Source organism: Bhargavaea ullalensis (genome assembly GCF_042432615.1).
GTDB classification, from domain to species: Bacteria; Bacillota; Bacilli; order Bacillales_A; family Planococcaceae; genus Bhargavaea; species Bhargavaea ullalensis.
Genome location: NZ_JBHLWY010000004.1, coordinates 1 through 26,526, shown reverse-complemented (window position 1 = coordinate 26,526; position 26,526 = coordinate 1). Strand labels below are relative to the sequence as shown.

General features: G+C 55.7%; 23 protein-coding genes, 2 tRNA genes and 1 pseudogene. 19 read left to right on the top strand and 7 right to left on the bottom strand.

The genetic code is table 11. The features are described from left to right. The first annotated feature begins 29 nt into the window (after window positions 1-29). The 3 genes and pseudogenes from ACFFIY_RS00700 (at window position 30) to recQ (ending at window position 3,418) form a co-directional block, all read left to right on the top strand. The gene (locus tag ACFFIY_RS00700; protein ID WP_354198272.1) at window positions 30-947 is read left to right on the top strand and encodes an NAD(P)H-dependent flavin oxidoreductase; all 918 of its coding nucleotides are present in this window, start codon (window positions 30-32) and stop codon (window positions 945-947) included. 148 nt (window positions 948-1,095) lie between these two features. Further along, window positions 1,096-1,604, top strand: a pseudogene (locus ACFFIY_RS00695) (DNA topology modulation protein). Between the two features lie 38 nt (window positions 1,605-1,642). Next, window positions 1,643-3,418 carry a DNA helicase RecQ gene (gene recQ / locus ACFFIY_RS00690; RefSeq protein WP_354198313.1) on the top strand — a complete coding sequence of 592 codons (1,776 nt, stop codon included), beginning with the start codon at window positions 1,643-1,645 and terminating at the stop codon, window positions 3,416-3,418. A 409-nt stretch (window positions 3,419-3,827) separates the two neighbouring features. Here recQ and ACFFIY_RS00685 read toward each other — a convergent pair whose 3' ends face one another. Continuing rightward, window positions 3,828-5,087, bottom strand: a complete 1,260-nt coding sequence (locus ACFFIY_RS00685; RefSeq protein WP_354198273.1) for a TraB/GumN family protein — start codon at window positions 5,085-5,087, stop codon at window positions 3,828-3,830. 118 nt (window positions 5,088-5,205) lie between these two features. On the opposite strand from ACFFIY_RS00685, the gene ACFFIY_RS00680 reads away from it, so the two are divergent. The 5 genes from ACFFIY_RS00680 (at window position 5,206) to ACFFIY_RS00660 (ending at window position 12,693) form a co-directional block, all read left to right on the top strand. Continuing rightward, a complete protein-coding gene (locus tag ACFFIY_RS00680; RefSeq protein WP_354198275.1) occupies window positions 5,206-6,189 on the top strand; it encodes a ring-cleaving dioxygenase in 984 nt (327 codons plus the stop codon). Between the two features lie 210 nt (window positions 6,190-6,399). Continuing rightward, entirely contained in the window at window positions 6,400-8,295 is a 1,896-nt protein-coding gene (locus ACFFIY_RS00675) for an ATP-dependent protease PrkA (RefSeq protein WP_354198277.1), read from the top strand. A gap of 508 nt (window positions 8,296-8,803) precedes the next feature. Then, complete coding sequence (gene yhbH, locus ACFFIY_RS00670; RefSeq protein WP_354198279.1) at window positions 8,804-9,961, top strand: sporulation protein YhbH; 1,158 nt, start codon at window positions 8,804-8,806, stop codon at window positions 9,959-9,961. Then, window positions 9,958-11,355 carry a SpoVR family protein gene (locus ACFFIY_RS00665; RefSeq protein WP_354198281.1) on the top strand — a complete coding sequence of 466 codons (1,398 nt, stop codon included), beginning with the start codon at window positions 9,958-9,960 and terminating at the stop codon, window positions 11,353-11,355. Before yhbH ends, ACFFIY_RS00665 begins: the two co-directional genes overlap by 4 nt. Window positions 11,356-11,673: 318 nt before the next feature. Next, on the top strand, window positions 11,674-12,693 hold the full coding sequence (locus ACFFIY_RS00660; protein WP_354198283.1) for an LLM class flavin-dependent oxidoreductase: 1,020 nt from the start codon (window positions 11,674-11,676) through the stop codon (window positions 12,691-12,693). Window positions 12,694-12,764: 71 nt separating this feature from the next. Here ACFFIY_RS00660 and ACFFIY_RS00655 read toward each other — a convergent pair whose 3' ends face one another. Together ACFFIY_RS00655 and ACFFIY_RS00650 are read right to left on the bottom strand one after the other, a co-directional pair. Continuing rightward, a complete protein-coding gene (locus tag ACFFIY_RS00655) occupies window positions 12,765-13,748 on the bottom strand; it encodes a bile acid:sodium symporter family protein (protein WP_354198285.1) in 984 nt (327 codons plus the stop codon). Beyond that, window positions 13,745-15,145, bottom strand: a complete 1,401-nt coding sequence (locus tag ACFFIY_RS00650; RefSeq protein WP_376837133.1) for an FAD-binding oxidoreductase — start codon at window positions 15,143-15,145, stop codon at window positions 13,745-13,747. The genes ACFFIY_RS00655 and ACFFIY_RS00650 overlap by 4 nt, the downstream gene beginning before the upstream one ends. 192 nt (window positions 15,146-15,337) lie before the next feature. Here ACFFIY_RS00650 and ACFFIY_RS00645 point away from each other — a divergent pair, with 192 nt between their 5' ends. The 3 genes from ACFFIY_RS00645 to ACFFIY_RS00635 all read left to right on the top strand — a co-directional run bounded on the left by ACFFIY_RS00645 (window position 15,338) and on the right by ACFFIY_RS00635 (window position 16,992). Then, window positions 15,338-15,868, top strand: coding sequence for a YhcN/YlaJ family sporulation lipoprotein (locus tag ACFFIY_RS00645; protein WP_354198289.1), 531 nt, complete (start codon window positions 15,338-15,340; stop codon window positions 15,866-15,868). Window positions 15,869-15,966: 98 nt separating this feature from the next. Continuing rightward, window positions 15,967-16,503 (top strand): YhcN/YlaJ family sporulation lipoprotein, encoded by a 537-nt coding sequence (locus ACFFIY_RS00640; RefSeq protein ID WP_354198291.1) that lies wholly within the window; start codon window positions 15,967-15,969, stop codon window positions 16,501-16,503. Window positions 16,504-16,776: 273 nt separating this feature from the next. Continuing rightward, complete coding sequence (locus tag ACFFIY_RS00635) at window positions 16,777-16,992, top strand: Spo0E family sporulation regulatory protein-aspartic acid phosphatase (protein WP_376837132.1); 216 nt, start codon at window positions 16,777-16,779, stop codon at window positions 16,990-16,992. A gap of 76 nt (window positions 16,993-17,068) precedes the next feature. Here ACFFIY_RS00635 and ACFFIY_RS00630 read toward each other — a convergent pair. Next, window positions 17,069-17,142: transfer RNA gene (locus ACFFIY_RS00630), tRNA-Arg, on the bottom strand. Between the two features lie 266 nt (window positions 17,143-17,408). Here ACFFIY_RS00630 and nhaC point away from each other — a divergent pair. Further along, window positions 17,409-18,890: a Na+/H+ antiporter NhaC gene (gene nhaC, locus ACFFIY_RS00625; protein WP_354198295.1), complete on the top strand. Its 1,482-nt coding sequence runs from the start codon at window positions 17,409-17,411 to the stop codon at window positions 18,888-18,890. Window positions 18,891-18,937: 47 nt separating this feature from the next. Here nhaC and ACFFIY_RS00620 read toward each other — a convergent pair whose 3' ends face one another. Together ACFFIY_RS00620 and ACFFIY_RS00615 are read right to left on the bottom strand one after the other, a co-directional pair. Further along, window positions 18,938-19,648, bottom strand: a complete 711-nt coding sequence (locus tag ACFFIY_RS00620; protein WP_354198297.1) for a DUF421 domain-containing protein — start codon at window positions 19,646-19,648, stop codon at window positions 18,938-18,940. Window positions 19,649-19,761: 113 nt separating this feature from the next. Beyond that, window positions 19,762-19,849 (bottom strand) — tRNA-Ser (locus ACFFIY_RS00615). 230 nt (window positions 19,850-20,079) lie between these two features. Here ACFFIY_RS00615 and ACFFIY_RS00610 point away from each other — a divergent pair. From ACFFIY_RS00610 to ACFFIY_RS00595, 4 genes are all read left to right on the top strand, one after another. Then, the gene (locus ACFFIY_RS00610; RefSeq protein ID WP_354198299.1) at window positions 20,080-21,477 is read left to right on the top strand and encodes a M20/M25/M40 family metallo-hydrolase; all 1,398 of its coding nucleotides are present in this window, start codon (window positions 20,080-20,082) and stop codon (window positions 21,475-21,477) included. A gap of 149 nt (window positions 21,478-21,626) precedes the next feature. After that, complete coding sequence (locus ACFFIY_RS00605) at window positions 21,627-22,265, top strand: FusB/FusC family EF-G-binding protein (protein WP_354198301.1); 639 nt, start codon at window positions 21,627-21,629, stop codon at window positions 22,263-22,265. Further along, a complete protein-coding gene (locus ACFFIY_RS00600) occupies window positions 22,262-23,050 on the top strand; it encodes a 3-hydroxybutyrate dehydrogenase (RefSeq protein WP_354198303.1) in 789 nt (262 codons plus the stop codon). Before ACFFIY_RS00605 ends, ACFFIY_RS00600 begins: the two co-directional genes overlap by 4 nt. Window positions 23,051-23,193: 143 nt before the next feature. Then, window positions 23,194-23,316 carry a hypothetical protein gene (locus ACFFIY_RS00595; RefSeq protein ID WP_354198305.1) on the top strand — a complete coding sequence of 41 codons (123 nt, stop codon included), beginning with the start codon at window positions 23,194-23,196 and terminating at the stop codon, window positions 23,314-23,316. Between the two features lie 36 nt (window positions 23,317-23,352). On the opposite strand, the gene ACFFIY_RS00590 is transcribed toward ACFFIY_RS00595, so the two are convergent. Continuing rightward, the gene (locus ACFFIY_RS00590; protein ID WP_354198307.1) at window positions 23,353-24,123 is read right to left on the bottom strand and encodes an NRDE family protein; all 771 of its coding nucleotides are present in this window, start codon (window positions 24,121-24,123) and stop codon (window positions 23,353-23,355) included. 168 nt (window positions 24,124-24,291) lie between these two features. Between ACFFIY_RS00590 and ACFFIY_RS00585 the strand changes: the two genes are divergently transcribed. The 3 genes from ACFFIY_RS00585 to ACFFIY_RS00575 form a co-directional block, all read left to right on the top strand. After that, entirely contained in the window at window positions 24,292-25,746 is a 1,455-nt protein-coding gene (locus tag ACFFIY_RS00585; protein WP_376837131.1) for a trypsin-like peptidase domain-containing protein, read from the top strand. 20 nt (window positions 25,747-25,766) lie between these two features. After that, window positions 25,767-26,087: a thioredoxin family protein gene (locus ACFFIY_RS00580; protein WP_354198311.1), complete on the top strand. Its 321-nt coding sequence runs from the start codon at window positions 25,767-25,769 to the stop codon at window positions 26,085-26,087. A gap of 292 nt (window positions 26,088-26,379) precedes the next feature. After that, window positions 26,380-26,526, top strand: a 147-nt coding sequence (locus tag ACFFIY_RS00575; protein WP_512700117.1) for a transposase, incomplete at its 3' end; no start/stop codon positions are given.

The window sequence follows — 26,526 nt, the reverse complement described above, 5'->3', positions numbered from 1 at the left end:
TTTTCGAAAAACAAGAATGGGGTGGGGATATGCTGAAACTTCCGGTGATCGTGGCGCCGATGTTCCTGGTGTCCAATCCGAAGATGGTCATCGAGTCGGGGAAGGCGGGTGTGATCGGGACGTTCCCGCTGCTGAATGCCCGGCCCGCATCCGCCTGTGCGGAGTGGCTTCAGGAAGTGAAGGATGCGCTCGGCGACACGCCGTGGGGCGTCAACTTTATTTGCCATAAAAAAGCGAACATGCGCTATGATGAAGACTTGGAGCTCATCCGGACATACGAGCCCCCGATCGTCATCACGTCGCTTGGCCATCCGGGAGAAGTCGTCGAAGCCGTTCATGCCTACGGCGGTACGGTGTATTCCGATGTGGCGCATATCAAGCATGCGAAAAAAGCGGCACAGACGGGCGTCGACGGTCTGATCCTTGTCTGTGCGGGTGCAGGCGGACACGGCGGTGAGCTGAACCCGTTCGCGTTCATCTCCGCCGTGAAAAAGTTTTACAGCGGGAAAATCATTTTATCAGGGGCCGTATCCTCGGGAGGCGATGTTGCGGCGGCCCTTGCGATGGGCGCCGACTACGCGTATCTGGGCACCCGGTTTCTGGCCGCGGAAGAAAGCGGGGCATTCGAGGACTACAAGCAGATGGTGATCGATTCGACGATCGAGGACGTCGTCTATACCGACGCGATCAGCGGCGTGCCGGCAAACTTCCTCGCACCTTCTCTCATCCGACAGGGGCTGGACCCGGCCAACCTGAAAGGGCCGGGCAAGCTGACATTTTCGGGCGAGGAAGAAGTGAAGGCTTGGCGTGATGCCTGGTCGGCCGGACAGGGAGTCACGAACGTCACGGAGCGGGAAACCGTCTCCGAAATCGTCGACCTCCTCGTGAAGGAGTACGACGAAGTGATTGCCAAGCTGTCGGAAGACCGCAGCGGAGTGGCGCACTGAATGTGAATCAAAGAATGGATGCAGAGCTGCGCCGGATCAGTCCGGCGCGGCTCTTTTTGCATGAATCGTGCAATCTGTCCGTGTTCCGGGAAGCGGGCGGCCGGATGCGTTATAATAGATGACAGACTGCAAGATTGGAGGGCGGCGGATGGACCGGATCATGCTGATCGGCTCGGGCGGGGCCGGGAAGTCAACGCTCGCAAGAAAACTCGGGGAGCGGCTCGGCATCGATGTTCACCATCTGGACGCCCTGCTTTGGAAACCTGGCTGGGAGCTCACCACGCGCGACGAACAGCGCAAGATCCAGAGCGGCCTGTTTGACGGGAAGCGGTGGATTGTCGATGGCAACTATGGTGCGACGATGGATGAGCGGCTCCAGGCGGCCGATACCGTCATTTTTCTCGACATGCCGCGGAGGCTTTGCCTGTACCGGATTTTGAAAAGGCGGATCCGGTCCACGGGAAGACGCGCCCGGACATGCAGCAAGACTGCCCGGAGCGTCTGGATCCCACGTTTTTGAAATGGGTTTGGAATTACCCGAACATGAAGCGGCCGGGCGTCCGGGCGAAGCTGGAAGAGCTCGGGCCTGAAAAGCAAGTCTTCATTTTGAACAGCAGAAGGGCGGTCCGCGAGTTTTTGGACCGCCTGCCAAATTGATGGGAGTGTCAGCCATGCTGAAGCAAGGGTCGGAGCAACTGCTGGAGCAGGCGCTCGAACAACTGAATAATTATTTCGGCTATCCAACGTTCAGGCCGGGTCAGGAGCAAGTCATCGAGCAGGTGCTCGGCGGGGAGAACACGCTGTGCGTCATGCCGACCGGGGGCGGCAAGTCGGTATGCTACCAGGTGCCGGCGCTCGTGCGCGAAGGAACGACGCTCGTCATTTCGCCGCTCATCTCGCTCATGAAGGATCAGGTCGACGCCTTGACCGAAGCCGGCATTCCGGCCGCCTATGTGAACAGCACCTTGTCGATGGATGAGTTCCGCGATACGATGGCCCGGGCGCGTGCGGGTGAATACAAGCTTTTGTACGTGGCACCGGAGCGGCTGGACTCGGATTATTTTTTAAATGACCTGATGATGATGGATGTCCCGGTCGTCGCAGTCGATGAGGCCCATTGTATTTCCCAGTGGGGCCATGATTTCCGTCCGAGCTATCGGCTCATCGGCCATGTTGTCGATGTGTTGCCGGACCGGCCGGTGGTGCTTGCGCTGACCGCCACGGCGACGCCCGAAGTCCGTGCCGACATCAGGCGGCAACTCCGCATCGCTGAAGAAAACACCGTGTTGACGGGATTCGAACGCGAAAATCTCGCCTTTTCCGTCATCCGGGGGCAGGACCGCGGAAAATATGTGCGCGATTTCCTGAAGAAAAATGCGGATGAGTCGGGCATCATTTATGCGGCGACCCGCAAGACGGTGGATGCACTGTATGAATCCATCCGGAAATCCGGCCTGCCGGTCGCGAAGTATCATGCGGGCCTCAGCGAGGAAGAACGCCGCCTTGCGCAGGAATCCTTCCTCAACGATGAAGCACGGATCATGGTCGCGACAAACGCGTTTGGCATGGGCATCGACAAATCGAACATTCGCTACTGCATTCATTATCAGCTTCCGAAGAACATGGAAAGCTATTATCAGGAAGCGGGCCGTGCGGGGCGGGACGGGCTTCCCGGCGAGTGCATCGTGCTGTATTCGCCGCAGGATGTCCAGACCCAGCGTTTCCTCATCGACCAGTCGGAGGACCGGGACGGAATCCCGCGCGAGCTTGAGAAGCTCCAGTCGATGGTCGATTACTGCCACACAGAAGACTGCCTCCAGCAGTTCATCGTCCGGCACTTCGGCGACGGGGAAGCAGGGAAGTGCGGACGCTGCGGCAACTGCACGGATGACCGCGAAAGCACCGACGTGACGGAGGATGCCCAGAAAGTCCTGTCCTGCATCATCCGGATGGGCCAGCGTTTCGGCAAGGCGCTCACCGCCCAGGTGCTCACCGGCTCCGTGAATAAAAAAGTGAAGGAACTCGGCTTTGATGAATTGTCGACATACGGCATACTCAAGCAGGACTACAGCGCAAAGGAAGCGACCAATCTGATCGATTTCATGATCTCCCGAGACCTTGTCGGCATCAGCCAGGGCCAGTTCCCGACCATCTTCGTGACGGCTGCCGGCAAAGACGTGCTGACCGGCAAGGAACAGGTGACCCGCAAGCAGGCGGTCGTCACCCAGGCCATCGGCGACGCCGATCCGTTGTTTGAAAAGCTTCGCGAAGTCCGCAAGCAGCTCGCCGATGAAGCCGGCGTGCCGCCTTATGTCATCTTCTCCGACAAGTCACTCAAAGACATGTGCGCCCGGCGGCCGGGGAACGAGGAAGAATTCCTCGATGTCCACGGAGTCGGCGAAAACAAGCTTGCCAAATACGGCGAACCTTTCCTCGAAGCAATTGCAGAATTTGCTGTTGCCGGCGAGTGACCTCGCGGTATGTGAAGCAGGCAGGCGTCTAGTGGGTTTTAAATCAGGGGGAGGTTGCGGAATTCTGAGCAGCCGGAAGCTGGACCGAAAAGAGGCCAAGCGGGTCCGAAACTGCCCATAGCGGGTCCGGCAATTCCGATCACTCAAAATTCGGCCGCGTAAAGTTATGAAGCGGCCGCGAAAAGCCTCTTTGCGGCCGCGAAATTTACGAACGCCAAAAAAGCGGCCGCGGAATGATCCAAAGCAGACGCGGAAAGTCCCCTTGCGGCCGCAAATCATCCGAGGCACTTAAAAATCAGTCCCGCTTGTGCCGCCGGTGGACATCCGCTGCCCCGGGCCGACTCCCGCCCAATTTTAACAAAAACACACAAAACCGGACGGCCGTCATGGCCTGTCCGGTTTTTCTGTCTCAAAAAATATGCTGGAAGAACGATCGGATGATGTCGGCGCCGCCGATGAAGGTGCCGAGCGAGCTGCCGATGTTGCCGAGGACGACGACGAGGAGGACCCGGGTCGCCTTGTTTTGCCAGAAGCCTTTCACGCTCAGCACGTCTTCGGTCAGTTTTTCAAAGTCACGGACGCTTGGGCGGCTGAAATACGCCTGGACGAGTCCGGAGAACCAGCCGACCGCAAGCAACGGGTTGAGCGAAGTGATCGGGGCCGCCACGAATGCCGTGAGCACCGCGAGCGGGTGGCCTTTCGCCAAGAGGGTTCCGAGCGCGGCTAGCGAGCCGTTCCAAAGCAGCCAGCTGAGCATCTGGTTGACCGCCACGCCGCTGTTCTGCATGAATGTGTAAGCGACAATGGCGATGATAAGCAGAGGAATGCCCCAGCCGACGATTTTCGGCCAGACCGGCTTCGGCGGCTTGGCGGTGAGCTGCTTGAGATCATGGGTTTTATGAATTTCGCGCGTGATGCCCGGGATGTGGGCGGCGCCGAGAACGGCGACGATTTTCTTGCCGGGTGCCGTCCGGAGTTTTTCGGCCAGGTATTGATCACGTTCATCGATGAGCGGTTCTTTCAGCCGGGGGAACGACTCGGTGAATTCCGCCAGCACGGCGTTGAGTGTGTCCTGTGACTTCATTTTCTCCATTTCTTCTTCAGAGATCTCTTCACGGGAGAAGATGCTGGCGACAACGGATGTCAGCAGCTGGGCCTTTCCGGAGAAACCGAGATTTCCCCAGATCCGCGAAAACGTCGTTTGGATGTTGCGATCGGCCAAGACCAGCTTGGCGCCTGTTTCTTTGGCCGATTCGATGCCCTGGATCATTTCGGCACCCGGCTTCACGTCGAACTGCTTCGCCATGCGATTCTGGAACGATGAGATGGCGAGATTCATGAGCAGGAGCGTGGACTTCTTTTCTTTGATCACTTTGAAAATGTCAGTGTCCTTCCATTTATTCCCGCCCATTACGGCCTGGTACCGCTGCTCGTCAAGTTCGACTGCGACGGTGTCCGGCTGTTCGCGGTCAATCACTTCCTTGACCTGTTGCGCGGAAAGCCGGGACACGTGGGCCGTCCCGATGAGAATCAGTTCCTTGTCGCCGAGCCTGATGCGGGTGATGTTCTGTTCCTGCGGGACTGCGGGTTCACTGTGCTGTTCATTTGACGGTTGGTTGTTATGGTTGTTTTCTTCCATATTTTGATCCTTCATTTCGATGGTTGTCATATGCTTAATGATGAAGCATCCGGGTCCGAAATTCAATATTAAGTACGGATGAATTGAAAGATGGGAGCGGAGGCCTTATAATTATCTTTAATTCGAGATAATGAAAGGGGATTTCTCCATGAATGAACTAAAGGGAATCCATCACATCACGGCGATCACGAGTTCTGCAGAAAAGAATTATGAGTTCTTCACTTACGTGCTCGGCATGCGGCTTGTGAAAAAAACCGTCAACCAGGATGACATCAACACGTACCATCTGTTTTTCGCGGACGACCGCGGCAATCCCGGAACGGACATGACCTTTTTTGATTTCCAGGGCATTCCGAAAGGATCCCACGGGACAGACGAGATCCACCGGTCATCTTTCCGGGTGCCGGAGAACGCTGCGCTTGATTATTGGGTGAAGCGGTTTGACCGGCTGGGGGTCGGTCATGAAGGCGTTCAAAAACAGTTCGACCGGATGGTGCTGCCGTTTTCCGATTTCGACGGCCAGCTCTACCAGCTTGTTTCAGATGAAGGAGACCTCGGCGTCGCTCCGGGCATTCCCTGGCAGGATGGCCCGGTCCCGCTTGAGTTCGCGATCACCGGACTCGGGCCGGTCATCGTACGGACATCGGAAATCACTTATATGAAGAAACTTCTTGAAGAAGTGCTCGGATTTGCAGAAATCGATTCGGACGCAGACACGCATCTGTTCGAAGTCGGCGAAGGCGGGAACGGCGCCCGGGTGATCGTGGAAGACCGGCCGGACCTGCCGCGCGGGCGACAAGGTTACGGCACCATTCACCATTCGGCATTCCGGGTGGAAAACAGGGAGGCGCTCGACCACTGGATCCGCCGCATGGACAACTTCGGGTTCCGTACATCGGGACATGTAGACCGTTTTTATTTCGAGTCGCTCTACGCACGGGTGACGCCGGGCATCTTGTTTGAATTCGCAACAGACGGCCCCGGCTTCATGGATGACGAGCCGTATGAAACACTCGGCGAAAAACTGGCATTGCCACCGTTTTTGGAGTCCAAGCGCCAGCAGATCGAAGCCCATGTGCGACATATTGATACGGTGCGGAGCACGAAGGAGATTGAAAAGGAGTATGAGTGACCGGCCTGCCTGAGTTTCACCCTTTTTCGACTCAAGAAAGAAACAAATCCACTGGAAGAGGCCGGTTCGACGGTCTTTTTCTGTTCATATTATTATTATGTAAACCAAGCATTTTCTTTTCCTCAACTCAATCTTCTTTCCATTTCCGTATGAGGTGCCCGTCCCTCGCATAGGTTGTTAGAAATCGAAGCGCTGACGGGAGGCGATCGGATGGACATCCTGGAGAGGGCAAGACGCCACCGGGAGGAAGAAGACCGTCTGAAGTGGGAAGGGACATTCGCGGATTATCTGGAAATTTTGAAGGAACGCCCGGAAGTGGCTCAGAGCGCGCACTCGCGCGTCTTTAATATGATCCGCAGCCACGGAGTGGCGGACGTGGACGGCATCAAACGATATGGATTTTTCGGTGAAGAGATTTTCGGTCTGGATGAAGCAATCGAACGGCTTGTGGAAGAATATTTCCATCCGGCGGCCAAACGGCTGGATGTCAGAAAGCGGATTTTGCTGCTCATGGGGCCGGTGAGCGGAGGAAAATCGACGATTGTCACGTTGCTGAAACGGGGGCTCGAGGCTTATTCGCACACCGACGAAGGGGCGGTCTACGCGATCAAGGGTTGCCCGATGCACGAAGACCCGCTGCATCTGATCCCGGTGCACTTGCGTGACGATTTCCAGCGCGAGTTCGGCGTCCGGATCGAAGGCTCCCTGAGTCCGCTCAACTCGATGCGGCTCGAACAGGATTACGGCGGGCGGATTGAAGACATGCCGGTCGAGCGGATTTTCCTGTCCGAGGACAAACGGGTCGGCATCGGGACATTCACGCCGTCTGATCCGAAATCGCAGGACATTGCCGACCTGACCGGCAGCATCGACTTCTCGACGATTGCCGAGTTCGGATCTGAATCTGACCCTCGCGCCTACCGGTTTGACGGTGAATTAAACAAGGCGAACCGGGGCCTGATGGAATTCCAGGAGATGCTGAAGCTGGACGAGAAGTTCCTCTGGCACCTGCTTTCTCTCACGCAGGAGGGCAACTTCAAGGCCGGGCGGTTCGCGCTCATCAGTGCGGATGAGCTCATTGTCGCCCACACGAACGAAACGGAGTACCGGTCGTTCATCGCGGATAAAAAGAACGAGGCGCTCCATTCGCGGATCATCGTCATGCCGGTGCCGTACAACCTGAAAGTGTCCGAGGAAGAACGGATTTACCAGAAGATGATTTCAGAAAGCGACATGTCGCATGTCCACATCGCGCCGCATGCGCTGCGGGTGGCGGCCATCTTCTCTGTGCTCACCCGGCTGAAGCCGTCGCGCAAGCAGGGGGCGGACATCGTGAAGAAAATGCGCCTGTATGACGGCGAAAGCGTGGAAGGCTACAACCGCGCGGACGTCCGGGAGCTTAAACAGGAATTCCCTGATGAAGGAATGGGCGGGATCGATCCCCGATACGTCATCAACCGGATCTCATCTTCGATCATCCGCAAAGACGTACCGTCGATCAATGCGCTCGATGTGCTTCGCTCGCTGAAGGACGGGCTCACGGACCATGCTTCGATTTCCGAAGAGGACCGCAGCCGCTATCTCGACTATATCGGCGTCGCACGCCGCGAGTATGACGACATCGCGAAAAAGGAAGTCCAGAAGGCATTCGTCTACTCCTACGAGGAGTCGGCGAAGACGCTCATGGACAATTATCTTGATCATGTCGAAGCGTTCTGCAACAAAAACAAGCTCCGTGATCCGCTCACCGGAGAAGAACTGCCGGCGGACGAAAAGCTCATGCGCTCGATTGAGGAGCAGATCGGCATCTCGGAAAACGCGAAGAAGGCCTTCCGAGAAGAAATCCTCATCCGGATCTCCGCCTATGCGCGAAAAGGCAAACGATTCGACTATAAATCACACGACCGCCTGAGGGAGGCCATCCAGAAAAAGCTGTTCGCCGACCTGAAGGACGTCGTGAAAATCACCACCACGTCCGCCACACCGGACGAATCACAGCTCAAGAAAATCAACGAAGTCGTCGCCCGTCTCATCGACGACTACGGCTATAACACCGTATCGGCGAACGACCTTCTCCGTTACGTCGGCAGCCTGCTCAACCGCTGACCCCCCGCCTGTCCACACGGGCGGGCTTTTTTCTTGTCTGGCGGAGAATCGGACTCTTAGCGGGCCGAATCGGACTTTTAAATGAAAGAATCGGACTCTTAAATTGCCGAATCGGACTCTTAATTGGATGAATCGGTCTCTTGTAGGATTCGGGGAAGATTTCTTTCAAACGGCGGCCGCCGTACTTCAAAACGGCCCCTGCTCCTCCCGCGAATTTCTTCTTTTTCCGGATGGCACTGGATCCGATCGATCTATGAATCCACTCACCCCGCCTTCGCGCTCACTCACCAGGCCTATGAATCCACTCATCACGGCAACGCGCTCACTCACAGCATCAATGATTCCACTCGCCCCCCTGCAGCTCCGTATCTCAGGCAGACCCGGAACATCCAAACCGCTTGTCCGCTTTATTTCTTGCAGAAAACGGCCGTCTTCGGAAAAGCAGTCAAGCGGCCGGCGTAAGTTGCATATGATAATGGAAACTGTCATGCAGGGAGGCGGGTGGAGCATGAACGGGGAAGAATTCGGTCGGTCAGTCGTCTCAGAGGAAGATTGGAGCCTCCACCGGAAGGGTCATGAGGATCAGCAGCGCCACTTGGACAAGGTCAGGGATGCGATCCGGAAGAATCTGCCGGATCTGATCAGTGAGGAGAACATTGTGATGTCGGACGGGCGCAAGGTCGTGAAAATTCCGATCCGCTCGCTCGATGAATATAAAATCCGCTACAATCATTCGAAATCTCAGCATGTCGGCCAGGGCAAGGGGGATTCGAAGGTCGGCGATGTGCTCGGCAAGGATGGTTCCGGACAGGGGCAGGGGGGCAAACAGGCGGGGGACGCGCCCGGACAAGATGTCTACGAGGCCGAAGTGTCGGTGGCGGAGCTGGAGGAGGCACTGTTCCAGGAAATGGAGCTGCCCAATCTGGAACGGAAAGAGCAGGAAGACATCGTCACGGACCATATCACGTTCAACGACATCCGGAAAAAGGGACTCATCGGCAACATCGACAAAAAGCGGACGATCCTGTCGGCGCTCAAGCGGAATTCAATCGGCGGTCAGAAATCCATCGCTCCGATTTCCAATGATGATCTGCGTTTCAAGACGTGGGATGAAGTGAAGCGCCCGGAGTCGAAGGCGGTCGTGATCGCGATGATGGATACGAGCGCCTCGATGGGCACATTCGAAAAGTACATTGCGCGGAGCTTTTTCTTCTGGCTCGTGCGGTTCTTGAGGACGAAGTACCAGTCGGTGGAGATCGAGTTCATCTCCCACCAGACCGAGGCGAAAGTCGTCACCGAGGAAGAGTTCTTCACGAAGGCGGAGAGCGGCGGCACGCGGTGTTCGTCCGCCTACCGGCTGGCGCTCGAGCTCATCGAACAGAAGTACAGTCCGAACCGCTTTAATATTTATCCGTTCCATTTCTCGGACGGGGAGAACCTGACATCCGACAACAAGGAATGCCTGCGGCTCATCGATGAGCTGCTCGCCATGTCCCGGATGTTCGGCTACGGCGAAGTGAATGAACACAGCCGGTATTCGACGCTGCTGAGCGCTTACCGGTCGATCGACGATCCGAAGTTCCGTCACTATGTGCTGAAGGAAAAATCGGATGTGTACCACGCACTCAAAGGATTCTTCAAGGCGGGGGAGGCGGTGGGCGGATGACGGAGATGAAGGCGCTTGCCCGCGCCATCGATGAAATCACGGAAATCGCACACGGATTCGGACTGGATTTCTATCAGATGCGCTATGAGATCTGTCCAGCTGAAATCATTTATACGATCGGGGCATACGGCATGCCGACCCGCTTCAGCCACTGGAGCTTCGGCAAGCAGTTCCACCGGATGAAGCTGCAGTACGATGTCGGATTGAGCAAAATCTATGAACTCGTCATCAACTCAGACCCGTGCTATGCATTCCTGCTCGACTCGAACACGCTCATCCAGAACAAGCTCATCGTGGCACACGTCCTTGCGCACAGTGACTTTTTCAAGAACAACGTCCGATTTTCCAACACGCGCCGAGACATGGTGGAAAGCATGGCGGCGACCGCCGAGCGGATTGCGGACTATGAGATCGAATACGGGAAAGACAAAGTGGAGAAATTCCTAGACGCCGTGCTCGCCATCCAGGAGCACGTCGATCCGACGATCCTCATCGCCAAGGAAGACCCGGACCGAGGCAAGCCGGCGGAACGGCGGATGTCTCCGTATGATGACTTGTGGGAACTCGACGGGCGCAGCGAGCGGAATCTCCTGCCGGCTGCCCCGCAGCGCAGGCGGCTGCCGGAGTCACCGGAAAAAGACCTGCTCCTGTTCATCCTCCAGCACAGCCGGGAACTGGAGGAGTGGCAGCGCGACATCCTGACGATGATGCGCGAAGAAATGCTCTACTTCTGGCCGCAGCTTGAAACGAAGATCATGAACGAAGGATGGGCGACGTTCTGGCATCAGCGGATCCTGCGCGAACTGGACCTGACGCCGGCCGAGACGATTGAGTTTTCTAAGCTGAACGCAGGCGTGATCCAGGCGTCCCCGACTTCGGTGAACCCGTACCTGCTCGGACTGAAGATTTTCGAAGACATTGAGCGCCGGTTCGACCGGCCCGATGAAAATCTCAGGGAGCGCGGCTACAAGCCGGGCGGCGGCAGGGAAAAACTGTTTGAAGTGCGGGAAATCGAATCGGACACATCGTTCATCCGGAATTACCTCACCGAAGACCTGGTGCGCGATGAAGACCTCTACGTGTTCGGCAAAAAAGGAAACGAGTACAAAATCACCGACAAGGATGCGCAGATCGTCAGGGACCGCCTCATCTCCTCGCGCGTGAATGGCGGGTTCCCGTACATCGTCGTCGAAAACGGCGACTACCTCCGAAACGGCGAACTGTACCTTGTTCACCGCTTCGAAGGCGTTGAACTCGACCTGCCGTACCTGGAGCACGTCCTGCCCCATGTGCATACGCTCTGGGGACGCACCGTCCACCTGGAAACGATCGTCGAGACGCGGAACATCTGCTTTTCCTGCGATGGAAAGAAAGTGACCCGGCGGGCGCTGTGAAATAAAAGAAATGCAGCCGTCCGGCGAAACACACCGGGCGGTTTTTATGTGACCGCAGGCGCCTGAAGGACAAGGGTTGACGGCATCGACACAAACGTTGATTGTATCCGAGAAAACGTTGACTGTATCCGCAAAAACGTTGACTGTATCGGCGAAAACGTTGATTGTATCCGCAAAAACGTTGATCCTATCCGGGAAAACGTTGATGGATGGTTCCAAACTGACCCTTCTCAATTTATCCTTATCCCAAGACAAGTTCGTGGCGTCCGGCTCCTTCCCGCGTTATCATTCAGTTGTGCGACAGAAGGAGTGATCGGAATGCTCATACGTGAAAATGCGAGAACATTTGAAGGAGTGCCGCTGTCGGTCCTCGATCTGGTCCAGATTTCAGAAGGCCACGACACCGGGGATGCGATCGGCAACAGTGTGGAACTGATCCAAAATGCGGAGCGGTGGGGATTTAACCGGTATTGGCTGGCGGAGCACCACAATATGCCGGGCGTGGCCAGTTCGGCAACCGCCGTGCTGATCGGCAAGCTGGCCGGCGCAACAAAAGAAATCCGGGTCGGCTCCGGCGGCGTCATGTTGCCGAACCACGCGCCGCTCATCGTTGCAGAACAGTTTGGCACGCTGGATGCCATGTATCCGGGCCGGATTGATCTCGGCCTCGGCCGCGCGCCTGGCACAGACCAGCCGACGATGTGGGCGCTGCGGCGCAACCGGCACGGCAGCGCAGATGATTTCCCGCGGGAAGTGACCGAACTGCAGGCCTACTTTGAAGGCGGGGAAGACATGCGGGTCCGGGCATTCCCGGGAGAAGGCCGCGACGTTCCGATCTGGCTGCTCGGATCAAGCGGATTCAGCGCGCAATTGTCCGCCAGAAAAGGACTGCCGTTTTCATTCGCCAGCCATTTCGCGCCGGGCTACCTGATTCCGGCGCTCGAGCTGTACCGGAGCGGATTTGAGCCGTCCGGACAACTGGACAAGCCGCATGCCATGCCGGGCGTCAATGTGCTCATCGCCGAAACCCAGGAAGAAGCCGACTTCCTCGGAACAACCCACATGCGCCAGTTCCTCTCGATCATCCGGGACGAACGCGGAAAAGTGAAGCCGCCGGTTGAAAATATGGACGAGATCTGGACACCGGTCGAAAAGCAATACGTCATGAAGACGCTCGATCCGAAGACGACGCTCATCGGCACGCCGGACAAGGTCCGCGAAGGGCTCCGGTCGCTGATTGCCGAAACACAGGCCGACGAACTCATCGTCAACACCGTCGCGTTCGACTTCAAGGACCGGCTCCGCTCATTTGAGTATCTCGCCGACATGATGAACTGAATCTGGAAAGACAAAGACACGCGGAAATCCGCGTGTCTTTTAATTATCCGTATTGCATTCGACCAACCAGGTCACTTTTCCGCAACCGCTCCGCCGGCCGTTGCTTTCCCGAGGCCCGGTGCTTCCTTGGACGCAGGTTTCTTCGACCAGATCGTTGCGATGATCGGTCCGGAGATGTTGTGCCAGATGGCGCCCCAGACACTCGGCAGCGCGGCGAGCGGACTGAAGTGGGCTGTGGCAAGCGCAACCCCGAGACCGGAATTTTGCATGCCGACTTCAATCGAGATGGCGCGACGGTCGTTTTCGCTCAGCCCCATCGCTTTAGCTGCCAGGTAGCCGAGCATCAGTCCGAAGCCGTTATGGAGGAAGACCGCGAGAAAGACGATGAATCCGGCCTTGGCCACGTTTCCGGCATTGGCCGCCGTCACTGCCGAGACGATGATGAGGATGGCCATGACCGAGATGAGCGGCACAACGGAGACACTTTTCTCAACGGCTCTCGGGAAGAACCGCTGGACGACCAGGCCGAGCGCGATCGGCACGATGATGACCTGGACGATCGACAGGAACATCGACTTGGCGTCAACAGGAAGCCACTGGCCGGCGAGCAGCAAAAGGATCGCCGGTGTCGCGACCGGTGCCAGCAAAGTCGAGACTGAGGTCATGGCGACTGACAGAGCAACGTTCCCCTTTGCAAGGTACACCATGACGTTGGACGCCGTTCCGCCCGGCACGCAGCCAAGGAGGACGAGCCCCGCCGCAAGTTCTGGCGGCAGCCGGAGCGCATAGGCAATCAGGAATGCGACGAGCGGCATGACGGTATACTGTGCAAGCACTCCGATGATCACGGGGACCGGCTGTGTAAAGACAATCTTGAAATCGCCTGCTTTCAGCGTGAGGCCCATGCCGAACATGACAACACCAAGCAAAATGGTGATATACGCGCCGAACCTCACAAATGCATCCGGTACAAAGTAGGCCGTGACCGCCGTGGCGATGACGAGGAAAGCGAAATACTTTCCGGCAAGCGAGCTGATCGTTTCCAGCAGTTTCATTTTTCGGATCCCTCCTGTTTGAAATCAATGACTTTTCCGGGGTTCATGATGTTTTCCGGATCGAGCGCCTGCTTGATCGCCCGCATGGCATGAATGGCGGGACCGTGTTCCTGTTCCTGGTATTTCTGCTTGCCGATGCCGACGCCGTGCTCCCCGGTGCACGTGCCGCTGCGATCAAGCGCATAAGAGACGATGGCTTCGTTCAGCTGGTCGGCTTTCCCGACTTCTTCGGGATTGTTCAGGTCAATCATGAGGATAATATGGAAGTTGCCGTCGCCGACGTGTCCGGTGATGCCGCCGATCAGGCCGAGCCGGTCTACCGCCTCGCGGGCATGGTGGACGGCGCCGGCCAGTTCTGAAATCGGCACGCATACGTCGGTGACCATCATCTTCCTGCCCGGGTGTCCGTGAATGAATGCATACGCCAGGTTGTGCCGCGCTTCCCAAAGGACATTCCGTCCCTCGGTTTCGGTCTCAAAGTCGATTCGCTCGCATCCGTGTTCCTTGACGATCTCCTCACAAAAGCCGATGTCCTGGCGGAGGCCGGCCGAATTGCCGTGGAATTCGAGGAAGAGCGTCGGCCGGACCGGATAGCCGGTGCCGCTGTGACGGTTCACTTGTTCCATGGACGGCTCGTCGACGAGTTCCACGCGTGCAATCGGGATGCCCGCCTGCAGGATGGACACGACCGCCTCGACTGCAGCGTCCACCGTCGGGAAGGAAGCACGTGCAGCAGCCGTCTCCTCGGATATTCCGTACACGCGCAATGTCAGTTCGGTGAAACAGCCGAGCGTGCCTTCCGAACCGACGAACAGGCCGTTCAGATGCAGGCCGGAGGCAGACTTTGCCGCCAGACTGCCGGTGTGAATGATGGATCCGTCGGCCAGAACGACTTCAAGATCCCGGACCTGATCCCGCATGACACCATATTTCACACTGGTCGTCCCGCTGGCGTTCGTGGCAGCCATGCCGCCGAGCGTCGCGTCCGCTCCCGGATCGACGGAGAAGAACAGACCGTACTTTTTCAGTTCCTTATTAAGCTGCGAACGGGTGACGCCCGGCTGGACACGGACAAGAAAATCGCTTTCCCGCACTTCCAGCACCTGATTCATCAAAGAGAAATCGATCGTGATGCCGCCGCTGTACGGAATGACATGGCCCTCGAGACTGGAACCGAGCCCGAACGGGATGACCGGGATGCCGGTCTCCTTAGCCAGGAGCACGATTTCGCTCACTTCCTGCGCCGTTTCGGGGAAAACGACCAGATCCGGCAGCCGCTCTGCGTGATACGACTCGTCCCGTCCGTGCAGCGCCCGGACGGTTTCATTCAGCGACACCCGTCCGTCGCCGAGCAGCTCCTTCAGCTTCTCTTCCAATGTTTTTCTGTCTGCAGTCATCATGCTGTCCACTCCTTCGAATCACTCAGTTAAAAATTCCGAATAAAGAAAGTATACGCTTTTCAATAATTTTTTCAATTCCATTTTGGAAGCTGGATGAAAGACTGATGCGTGTTCCGCGGGAAAATGGGTATCTTACGAATAGAGCAGACTTTATTGGCCGACAAGAGGTTCGGCGGAAGGAGTGGAGACATGAAGAAATATGCAGTGAGCTTATCGGCAATCGTGCTCGCGTTCGGTCTTTCTGCGTGCGGAAAAACGACCGATGAAGACCCGTCGCTTACAGAAAACGGGCATGAGGAAAATGACATGGGCGTTCCTGCGGACACGGATGAAGACAACAAACACGAAGAAAACAGCGACGCCGCGGAAGGAACGACCGAAAAAGACGAAGAAGGCGTCACGCTGGAAGTGAACAAGGAAGCGGCCGACAAAGTGAGGACCGTCCAGGGCGTGGAGGACGCTTCTGTGCTCACGGCGGGTGACGATGCATACGTGTCAGTGGTGTTGACGGACGGTACCGAAGAAACGTCGATCTTCCAGTCGGAAATCGAAGATGCAGCGAAATCGGTCATCCCGGACAAGAAGGTCCACATTTCCACCGACAAAGAAACTGCCGAGGAAGTGAAAGGCTACGCGGATCGCACCGGCGAAGATGCGAAAGGCCTCTATGATGAGTTCAAAGGGAAAGTGAAAGACTGGTTCCCGGATTCAAACCAATGATGAAAGCGGGCGGGGGATTCCCTTGCCCGTTTTTCATTGCCGTACATAAACGGGGCAACGACGTGGCAGTCTAAAGGGTAAAGGAGAGGAGGGAAACGATGAAACGGATACTGATGGCGATGGCAGCTCTTTTCTTGGTGGCTGGTCTCAGCGCCTGCGGCATGAACAAGGACAACAACGCAAATAATACCGACAACGGCACCGGCACAACTGACAACAATGCCGGCATGAACGACAACAACACGAATGTCGATAACAACGACAATGCGATGGGAAACAACAACGACAATGCCATGGGCGACAACCATGACCTGTCCCGCGATAAGGACGTAGCGGCAAAGGTGGAGACAGTGGACGGAGTAAAGGGAGCGACGGTCCTGATGACCGCCAACAACGCATATGTCGGCGTGGATCTTGATAACGGGAAGGACGAAACCGAAGACCTGAAAACCAAAATCCGCGATGAAGTAAAGAAGGTCAAACCGGAAATCGCAAATGTCTACGTCTCGGCCGATCCGGACTTCTCCAAGCAAATGTCCGATTACGGCAAGAAAATTGACGAAGGCGAGCCGGTCGAAGGCTTCTTCCAAGAATTCTCCGATGCGATGAAGCGGATGTTCCCGGACTCCAAATAACCAAAAGCGGGACTCCATAAACACTGAAAAGTTTCGTGAAGATTGCTGATCGAAGTGAAAGGCCCGAGACAGCTGCAGGAATAGCATTAGCCGAGAATCTCTCAGGACAAAGTCCGATGAGTCAGCGGCAAAGCCTGCGGCAAGCGAGGGCCCAAAACGGAAATCAGCAATTTTCCTTTCCACTTTTTGCTTTTGTAATATAATGTCTGTGAACGTTTTGTGAACAATTGTTTATACGCTTCATTTCGACAGAAGCTGCAAAAACAGAAGTGTATGATAGACAAGCTGTATTGTAAACAGCAGAAATCTATCATGGATAGGAGAATATTAACAATGGCCGTGTCGAAAACGATTTTAAGGAATCGCATTCGGTTCGTGAGGAGAAAAATGTATCGAAAGGCCAAGATTCTCGGCTTCACCCATCCGGAAACCGTCGCCTGCAGCCAGACACTCGACGGTCTGCTGAACCGCTATCAGAATATCGCCTGATCACTGGAACTCTTCCATTTAATGAAAACAAAAAACAGGCGCCTGTCCATAACGGACGGGCGCCTGTTTGAATTAGCGTCCAGGGGGCGATTCGAACGCCCGACCTACAGCTTAGGAGGCTGTTGCTCTATCCAGCTGAGCTACCAGGACATCATCAACGACACGTTTTATTATACACAATTTCGAGCCGGATGCCAAAGGAGTTCTCTATTTTTTTCACTATCCCGTTTTCATTTCTCCAAAAGGGACAAAAAGTACATATCCCGAAATAGCGGAAGCGACCAAGAACAGATATTTTCCTGTGCAATTCCAAGCAAATATTCTTTGCTTAATAAGGTGGAATTTTGCGTTTACGCAAATGAAAGTTTTGATTATTATAATGACAACGCTTTCGCAAAAAGGGGTGCACTTAAAATATGGATAACTTTGGATCGTCAGCCGGAGAGCAGCAGGAACGCAAGATCGGTTTTTTCTGGGCAATCCTGCCGCTCCTCGTCATGATCGTCGTCATGCTGTTCACCGTCGTCAAACTCGAAGAGGGACCGCACGTTCCGCTGATTGTCGGCACTGTCCTGGCTTCCCTCGTTGCCTATAAATCCGGATTTTCGTTTAAAGAGATCGAAGAAATGATGTACAAGGGCATCAAGCTGGCACTGCCTGCCGTTGTCATCATCATGCTCGTCGGCCTTGTCATCGGCTCCTGGATGGGTGGGGGAATCGTCGCTTCGATGATTTTCTACGGCCTGAAAATCCTGAATCCGTCTTTCTTCCTCGTCGCCATCTGTGTGATCTGCGGAATCGTCTCGCTTGCGGTCGGCAGCTCCTGGTCCACAATGGGAACGATCGGCGTTGCCGGGATGGGGATCGGCCTGTCCATGGGCCTGTCGCCCGGCATGATCGCAGGGGCCATTATTTCGGGCGCCTACTTCGGCGATAAACTGTCGCCGCTTTCCGACACGACCAACCTGGCAGCGGGCCTGACCGGCACCGAACTGATCGATCACATCAAACACATGCTCTGGACGACGATACCGGCACTCGCCATTGCGCTCGGTGCCTATGCGTTCCTCGGCATGAGACATGCCGGAGGGGCGGTCGATGCTTCAGAGATTGCGCATACATCCGAAGTCATGAAGGAAAGCTTCCTCATTTCCCCTTGGCTGCTCCTCGTGCCGCTGCTCGTCATTGTGATGGTGGTCATGAAAGTACCGGCTGTTCCTGCACTTGTAGTCGGAATTCTTCTCGGGTTCATGAGTCAGGTATTGATCCAGGGAGACTCCATCAAGCTCGCGCTGAACGCCCTTCAGGAAGGGTATCACATCAACACCGGAAATCCGCTGGTCGATGAACTCTTCAACGGAGGCGGCCTGGATTCGATGATGTACACCGTTTCCATGACGATCGTCGCCATGACGTTCGGCGGGATCCTGGAGTTCTCCGGCATGCTGAAGGCGATCATGTCCCAGCTCCTGAAAATCGTCAAGAACACGTCCTCGCTCATCGCGGCGACCATCGGTTCGGCTTTCCTGACAAATGCGACGTGCTCGGAGCAATACATCTCGATCGTCGTTCCGTCAAGGATGTTTGCGAAAACTTATCAGAAAATGGGCCTGGCCTCCAAAAACCTTTCCCGTGCACTTGAGGACGGCGGCACGCTCACCTCTGTCTTCGTCCCGTGGAACACTTGCGGTGTCTTCATCTTCGGGACGCTCGGTGTCGGGGTGGCCGGTTATGCACCGTATGCCATCCTGAACTTCCTCTGCCCGGTGATCTCAATCATTTACGCCATGACCGGCTTCACGATCGAGAAGCTCGACGATGACGGCGGCGGAGGCGGGGAACGCACCCAGGAAGAACAACAAGAAATCGAGAACCTCCAGCCCGTCACGGGGCAATAAAAGAAGATCCGTTCCGGAATCCACTTCCGGAACGGATCTTTTTTGCGTCAGCCTTCAGCAGCACCCGAATACCCTTTTTTCTGCACGCTCAGATCACCGTCCGGACTATATTCCGCATACAGGACATCTGACACGGAGGAGATTCGGTGCTTTTTCAGCTCCCCGAACAGCCAGTCTTCACTCAGCGAAAGTTCATGCAGTTCGTGGTGCCGGATGCTGCCGTCGGCAACGAGCAGTGTCGGAAGGTTTCGGACGGGTTTTCCGGAAACGTGAAGATCGGATTTCGTCGCCGGCTGCTTGCCTTCTTTCATCAGTACGCTCAACTGGCCGTTCGGCTCCAGGATGGCATAGTCGACATCAGAGATGGAAAAAGCCTGTTGCTGGCGCAGCATCATCTGCAGCACATCCAGATTCATCCGCAGGTCGCTGAGCGGCTTTTCCTGCACGGCTCCCTTGCGGATCAGAATGGACGGTTCTCCGTCAAGCAGCACACGGGCACGGCTGGACTTCAGGCCGATCAGGCCCAAAACAATGGTCAAAACCACCCAGAGGACGAGCGCCATGAGCGAATGGGCGGCCTGCTTCAGCGGGCTGACTGCCACATTGGCCGACAGCGTACCGATCGTGATGCCGGCGATATAGTTGAAATAAGTGAGCTGGCTCATCTGCTTTTTGCCGAGCACGCGCGTCAAAAGCAATAAAAATAAAAAGGCGAATATCGACATAAGAAACGTCTCAAAATAAGAATGTGAAGCCACAAACGTCAACTCCCGCACTCAAGATCTGTTCGCCTTAGAGTGGGTGAAGCGGAAAGATTTATACAAACAAAAAAATCACCGGCCTCCTTTTCAGGAAAGCCGGTGACCGGTAGCGGAGATGAGAGGATTTGAACCCCCGCGGCGCGTGAACGCCCTAACTGATTTCGAGTCAGTCCCCTTCAGCCTCTTGGGTACATCTCCATGTTGACAAGAAAGATTATAGCACGGTCGCAAAAGGCTGCGCAACCCCAAAATGATATTTTTTATTCGCAGGGAACAAAGAACGATGCCCCGTATGCACTAAGCCCTGTTCGTTTGCGGCAGGTCGGCAGGATTCCCCGCCAAACGCCACGGGTCTTTGTTCCGATTCCACATCCGGTACAGGCTGTTATGATGGAATTGTCAAAAAACAATCTTGCAGGAGGGGGAAAATGAAGAAGAAACTTGCAGCCTTTTCACTCGCGGCCATGCTGGCCGCCGGGGCGGCCGTTCCGACTGCCGTGATCGCAAAGCCGATTGAAACCGGCTATACACAGGTCCTCGACCAGTTTGACAAGAAAGCGATACGAAAAATCGATGTGGACAGAATCTACAATCACATTGCCGTCCTGAGCGAGGCACCCCGCGTTGCGGGAACGGACGTGGAAGACCGGGCGGCGGACTACTTGCGGAATGAATTCAAATCCTACGGCTACGAGGTGGAAGTTCAGCCGTTCACGTTCACCGGATACACCGAACCGACCAGACTGAGCCTCACCGTGGACGGAAAAAGCGGATTTTCACCCGGAAACTTCACTTACGGCATCAGCGGAGACGTGACAGCCGTGCTCGCCGACGGTGGTCTAGGGACGCCGGCAGACCTTGAAAAGGCGGATGTCTCAGGCAAGATTGCCGTCATCCGGCGCGGGGACATTTCGTTTGCGGAAAAAGTGATCAATGCATCGCGTGCGGGAGCCGTCGGCGTCATCCTGTACAACAACACCGCCGGCCCGCTCAGCGGAACACTCGGGAACCATGATGATGAACTCATCCCGGCCGTCTCGCTCACACTCGCGGAAGGCGAAGCCGTCCTTGCACAATTGGCTTCGGACCCCGGAACAAAAGCCCATCTTCTCATCGAAGGGGCCGAGACGAGCGAGCGTACGTCCCACAACGTGATTGCGACGAAAAAGCCGACGAATAAACAGAAAGACACCGGCGACATCATCGCGATCAGCTCCCATATGGACTCCGTTCCCGGAGCACCGGGGGCGAACGACAATGCATCCGGGACGGCCGTGACACTGGAACTCGCCCGTGTGATGAAGAACCTGCCGTCAGACACCGAAATCCGATTCATGTCGTTCGGGGCGGAAGAGCTCGGCCTGCTCGGTTCCCGGCATTACGTCAGCGAACTGACTGAAGAAGAAAAAGACCGGATGATCGCCAATTTCAACCTCGACATGGTCGGGAGCCGGGATGCCGGTGATCTGACCATGTGGACAGTCGACGGACAGGCAAACCTGGTCACAGACCTGTCACAGGACTCAAGCGAGCGCCTGAACGGGAAAGCGACGCCGTTCGCTGCGGGTGGGAGAAGCGACCACGTCCCGTTCCATGAAGCCGGCATTCCGGCGGCACTGTTCATCCATTCCCCGACAGAGCCGTGGTACCACTCACCTGAAGACACACTGGACAAAATCAGCAAAGAAAAGCTCGAAGACACCGCCAAAATCGTGGCCACCGCCGTCTATGACCGTGCCCGCTTCGACAATCAAAACCGGAAAGACAAAAAACGCGTGGAAAACAAAGTGTTGATCGATGCATTTTATGAGGAAGCACTGCGCTGAAGCATGCGCCCGCCGTTCACGGCGGGCGCTTTTTTGAATTGCAGTCCCTTTTAAAGGGTATTGTAGTTTGAGAACTTTTTCTGTTTGGCAACCGGTGACACCCGAACCCCGAAAGCGTAACATTGAAACAAGGAAAGGGGGCGTCTTAGATGAAACCATTCATCAGCAGTGCAGATTCTCATTTTATCTTGCGTCAGGCGCGCAGTGTCATGAACGGCCATCTGAAGGTCAATGATGCCGGTGTGCTTGGAGCGGTGGAGGAATTGGCGGCGGAACGGGCGGAGGCGCGACTGTCCGATACGCCGGCGGAATTTATGGAATTGATCGGCCAGGTCGCCGAAGTGAGGAATGAGGAAAGTTTTGATCGTTTCCGTGAACAGTTGCTTCCGTTCGTCATTGCGTTTCCGGAACTGACGGAACACCGGCTGAAAAAGCTGTTTCCTAAAGTCAAAAAGCTCCACCCGCCCGATCTGTCTTCGGTCGAGTGGCGGGACATTTCTTATTTCGGCTGGAATGATCTCGGTGCGGCCAGGAAGTATCTTGTCTGGGAGCGTGAAGGCAAGCTTCATGCGAAGCTCGGCCAGTTCCGGCCGAGCGGGAAAAAAGGGGTCTGCGCCATCTGCAACGGGCTGGATGAAGTCGGATTGTTTTTGTCGGAAACCCGCCATTCCGGCGGCGAGACCTACACGAAGCGCGGAAATTATATTTGCGTGGATTCGGAAATGTGCAATCGACGGATCGATGAACAGGAGCGGCTGGACCGCTTCACCGAGACGATCGGAAAATGACCCGAAAGGAAGGGATGGACATGGAAGGAAAGGTATTGCTGATCACGGGGGCGGCTCGCGGGATCGGGTATGACATCGCCAAGGAATTCTCTGCGGCAGGTGCGAAGGTGATGCTGTCCGACCTGAATGAGGAAGCCGTCAAAGAGGCGGCCGCTTCTCTTGAAGGAGAGGCGGAAGGCATTCGCTGCGATGTAACGAAAGAAGAAGATATCGAACAGGCGGTCGGCGAAACGTTGAATCGCTTCGGCAGGATTGATATTCTCATCAACAATGCCGGCATGCAGCATGTCTCCATGCTGGAGGAATTTCCGACCGAAAAATTTGAGCTGCTCGTGAAAATCATGCTCACCGGCCCGTTCATGGCGATCAAGCACGTCCTGCCCCATATGAAGAAGCAGGGGAGCGGCAGGATCCTCAACATGTCTTCCATCAACGGAGTCATCGGGTTTGCCGGAAAGGCAGCCTACAATTCGGCCAAGCACGGTGTGATCGGGCTGACGAAAGTGGCGGCACTTGAAACAGCCGAGCACGGCATCACCGTCAATGCCATCTGCCCCGGCTACGCCGACACCGAGCTCGTGCGCAACCAGATGGGCGACCTGGCCAAAACGAGGGGCGTCTCGGTCGAAGAAGTGCTGGACGAAGTCCTTTATCCGCTAATCCCGCAAAAACGGCTCATCCAAGTGGAGGAAATCGCTTCACTGGCTCTGTATCTGGCAAGCGACGCCGCAAAAGGCATGACCGGACAGGCGATCATTCTGGACGGCGGCTATACGGCTCAATAAAAATAGAAGGCGCCCGCACATGTGCGGGTGTTTTTGTGGATGGGTGACCAATCTTTTAAAACATCTGTCCCGGTGCGCGTTTCTTCAGCCGGATTCAGGGGAAACTGAATGGATGAGGAACGATTTCGGAGGAGGCGAATTCGATGGCAAAGAGATATCCTGACAGCCGCCCGTATCCTTATAACACGGATAAATCGCAGTGGACTGTATTTTGGATAGTGATCGTCTTAATCGTGCTGGCCGTTATTTTATCATGGGCCATGTAAGACGGACAGGCAGCCGGTGATTCCCGGCTGCCTGTTTCAATGGATTTGAAATTGCCGGCGGACTTCTCCTGCGAACTGCCCGTCGGCGAATGAACGTTCGATAAACGTCACGAGCCCTTCCCGGTCGGCGAGGATGACTGTGGAGCAACGTGTGCCGTATCCGGCAGTCCGGATAAACAGCGGGGACAGGATTCGTTCCATTTCCGCCCCGACGCCGGTGTCGGGAAGCGCGTCATCAGGAAACGGCTCTGCCGCCGCCAGAATCTCGAAAAGTGAATCCGGATCGATGGGGCAGCCGGGTGACACGGCGCGCGTCAGCTCTTCTTTTCCGAATTCCACTTTTGGCCAGGGCGTGTTCAGCCGGTCATTGCTGAGACCGTGGGTGCCCGATGTGATTTCAGTGAAACCCTTCTTGTCCCTGTTCGTCCCATAGAAGAGACGGCCGGGAGTTCCGGCGATGAGATTGTACATATCGTAGTTTCCGCCCTGATCCTTGAATGAATCCAGAACTTGCCGGACGGGACGTTCCCCGGTCAAAAAAGAAGTGACCAGTCCTCCGCGGCTTTTTGCGTTCGCCGGAGGTGGGGTACTTGGATCCCGGACGTTCGTGAGCGCCGCAAAACGGCCTGTTCTCGAAACGCCGAGCCACGTGCCGCCCGACCGGAGATCCCTGCCGGCCAATATTCCCGGCGGCTCTTCCCACCAGCCGGCCTGCTTGGCGGGACGCCCATAAAATTCATCCCGGTTTGCCGCGACGATCAGCGGATAAACGGGGTGCTCATCATGATTGAACAACACAAGACACATCACCGGACCTCCTTTTTCCTCTCAGTATACAGGAGTTTGCAGGGCTTGCGGAATTTTGGGAAGGGAAGCGTTTGATCCGCCGTGCCACCCGGTATCTTTCGTGTTATGATGTAGGATGTTTGTTATGAATTTAAAAGACTGATCATCAAGATTGGGAATAGAATATGGATGGACGGAGTGAACTGCATGAAATGTCCAAATTGCGGTCATGAGATAGAACGGTTTGAAGGGAAATGCCCGGATTGCGGAAAGCCCCTCACTCGCGGGAAGCGGAAAAAGAAGAAGTCCAAACTGATTGCCGCAACGGTTGCCGCCATCTTCCTGTTGACTGGGGGAGCGTTCACCGCGCTTTATCTGAACGACGAGGAAACTGTGGAGCAGCCGGTTCAGCCCGATAAACCCGCAGTCCAAAATACGGAAGAAGAACCGCCCGAGGAAGAGCCGGTCGTCGTTGCTCCGGATGAGGAAGAGGAACAACCGGACGAAGGACAAGCGGAAGGGACCGTCCAGCGAGAGATCAGCGAGACGTCGGATACGATGACCGAAGCGATCATCCTGCCGGAGAAGATCGCAGGACAGGAAAGAGACGCCCAGACGGTCATCAAAGAATCCCTTCCAAAAGTGTTCACCGTCATCACGGATGAAAGCATTGGATCCGGCTTCCTCTATAAAGAGGGCGGTCTGGTCGTGACCAATGCCCATGTCGTCGCAGGATTCACGAGAGTGACCGTCCGAAACGGCGACGGGAAAGAATCTGAAGGAAGGGTGATCGGGATTTCCGACCGTTCTGATGTGGCGCTCATCAAAGTGGAGGACTACGCCAATGCGGTGCCATTTTCTCCAGAAACCGGCGTGACGCCGATCGGCACGGAAGTCATCGCCATCGGAAGTCCGAACGGTCTCGCGAATACGGTCACCACCGGGAAGCTGACGGGCCATAACAAAAACATGGAAATCGGGTTCCTGTACGAAAACATTTACCAGATGAATGCGCGGATCGACCGGGGAAGCAGCGGCGGACCGCTCATCGATGCCAAAACCGGCAAAGTGGTCGGCATCAACTCACTCGTCATGCAGGATGATAACCTCGTCGGATTCGCCATTCCGCTGTTCAGCATGACCGGCCTGCTCGACAAGTGGGCGGCCAGCCCGATGTCGGCGGACCAGGTGGCTGCGCTCTTCGGTTCCTATGACAATTACGAAGGTGGTTCGGCCACGCCGGAAGACGACCACTTTGAAGGTGGCTGGGAAGGCGATTCGTTCAACGAAATCGCGCTCGAAAACTTTATTCTTTCGTTTGGCCACTTCCATGTGCTTATGATGACGGACGCCGACTTCTTCTTTGTCGCCGACCTTGTGCAGCCCGGCAGTCCGGCCTATGGTAAACTGGAAGAGGAAGTCGCGGGCCTTGGCGGAAAAGGGGTCAAGTACGAATTGACCGATCAGGAGGTGTCTTCCGTCGACATCCTGGATGACCATGCCGTCGTCCATGCACTTGAATCGACCCGGATCACCGCCGATGACGGAACGGTTACGGAAAAGTCGCTGGCCGTGGATTATACGGTGGTCATCGACGAAAACGGCTTCTTCCAGGTGTCTGACAGGACCGTGACCGAACGATAAGGAAGTCAGGGGGATGCATAATGGAACAATTGAAATCGATGGATCAATTCACCGAACTCAAGCAAGACGAACGGGTTGTCTTCATGTTTACGGCGGGATGGTGCCCGGATTGCCGGGTGATCGAACCGTCCCTGCCGTCAATCGAGGCGGACTATCCCGAGTTCACTTTCATTTCCGTAGACCGCGATGAATTCATCGACCTCTGCGGCGACCTGGAGGTATACGGCATTCCAAGCTTTGTCGTCTTCCACGAAGGTGAAGAGGCAGGCCGTTTCGTCAGCAAGGACCGCAAAACAAAAAAACAGATTGAATCGTTCCTCGACAGCATCTCGGTACAATGAAAGAAAAAGGGACCGGCATTTATTGCCGGTCCCAGACTGTAGCCAAAGTGAGCCTGGTGCTCCTTTGGCTGCAGTTTTTCTTTTTCCTGAATTTCCTTCGGATTTCCGCTGCGGGCCCTCGCTTACCGCGGGCGTTGCCTTAGCCTCCTCGAGCTGCGCTCTGCGGGGTCTTCGGCTAACGCTTTTCCCGCAGGTGTCTCTGGCCCTCCGCTTCAATCCACCTTAAGCGTGTTGAGACAAGCGGTTTCTGTATATATAATCAAAATAACAGACTAATAAACGGGTGATGAACATGCTGTCAAAATCGAATGGAACCAATCGTGATCAATTGGAGATGATCTCGCTGGATGAAATGGTCCCGGAGGACCATCTGGTGAGAAAACTGGAGAGGGCGATCGATTTCTCCTTCATTTACGAGCTCGTGGAAGATCTTTATTCC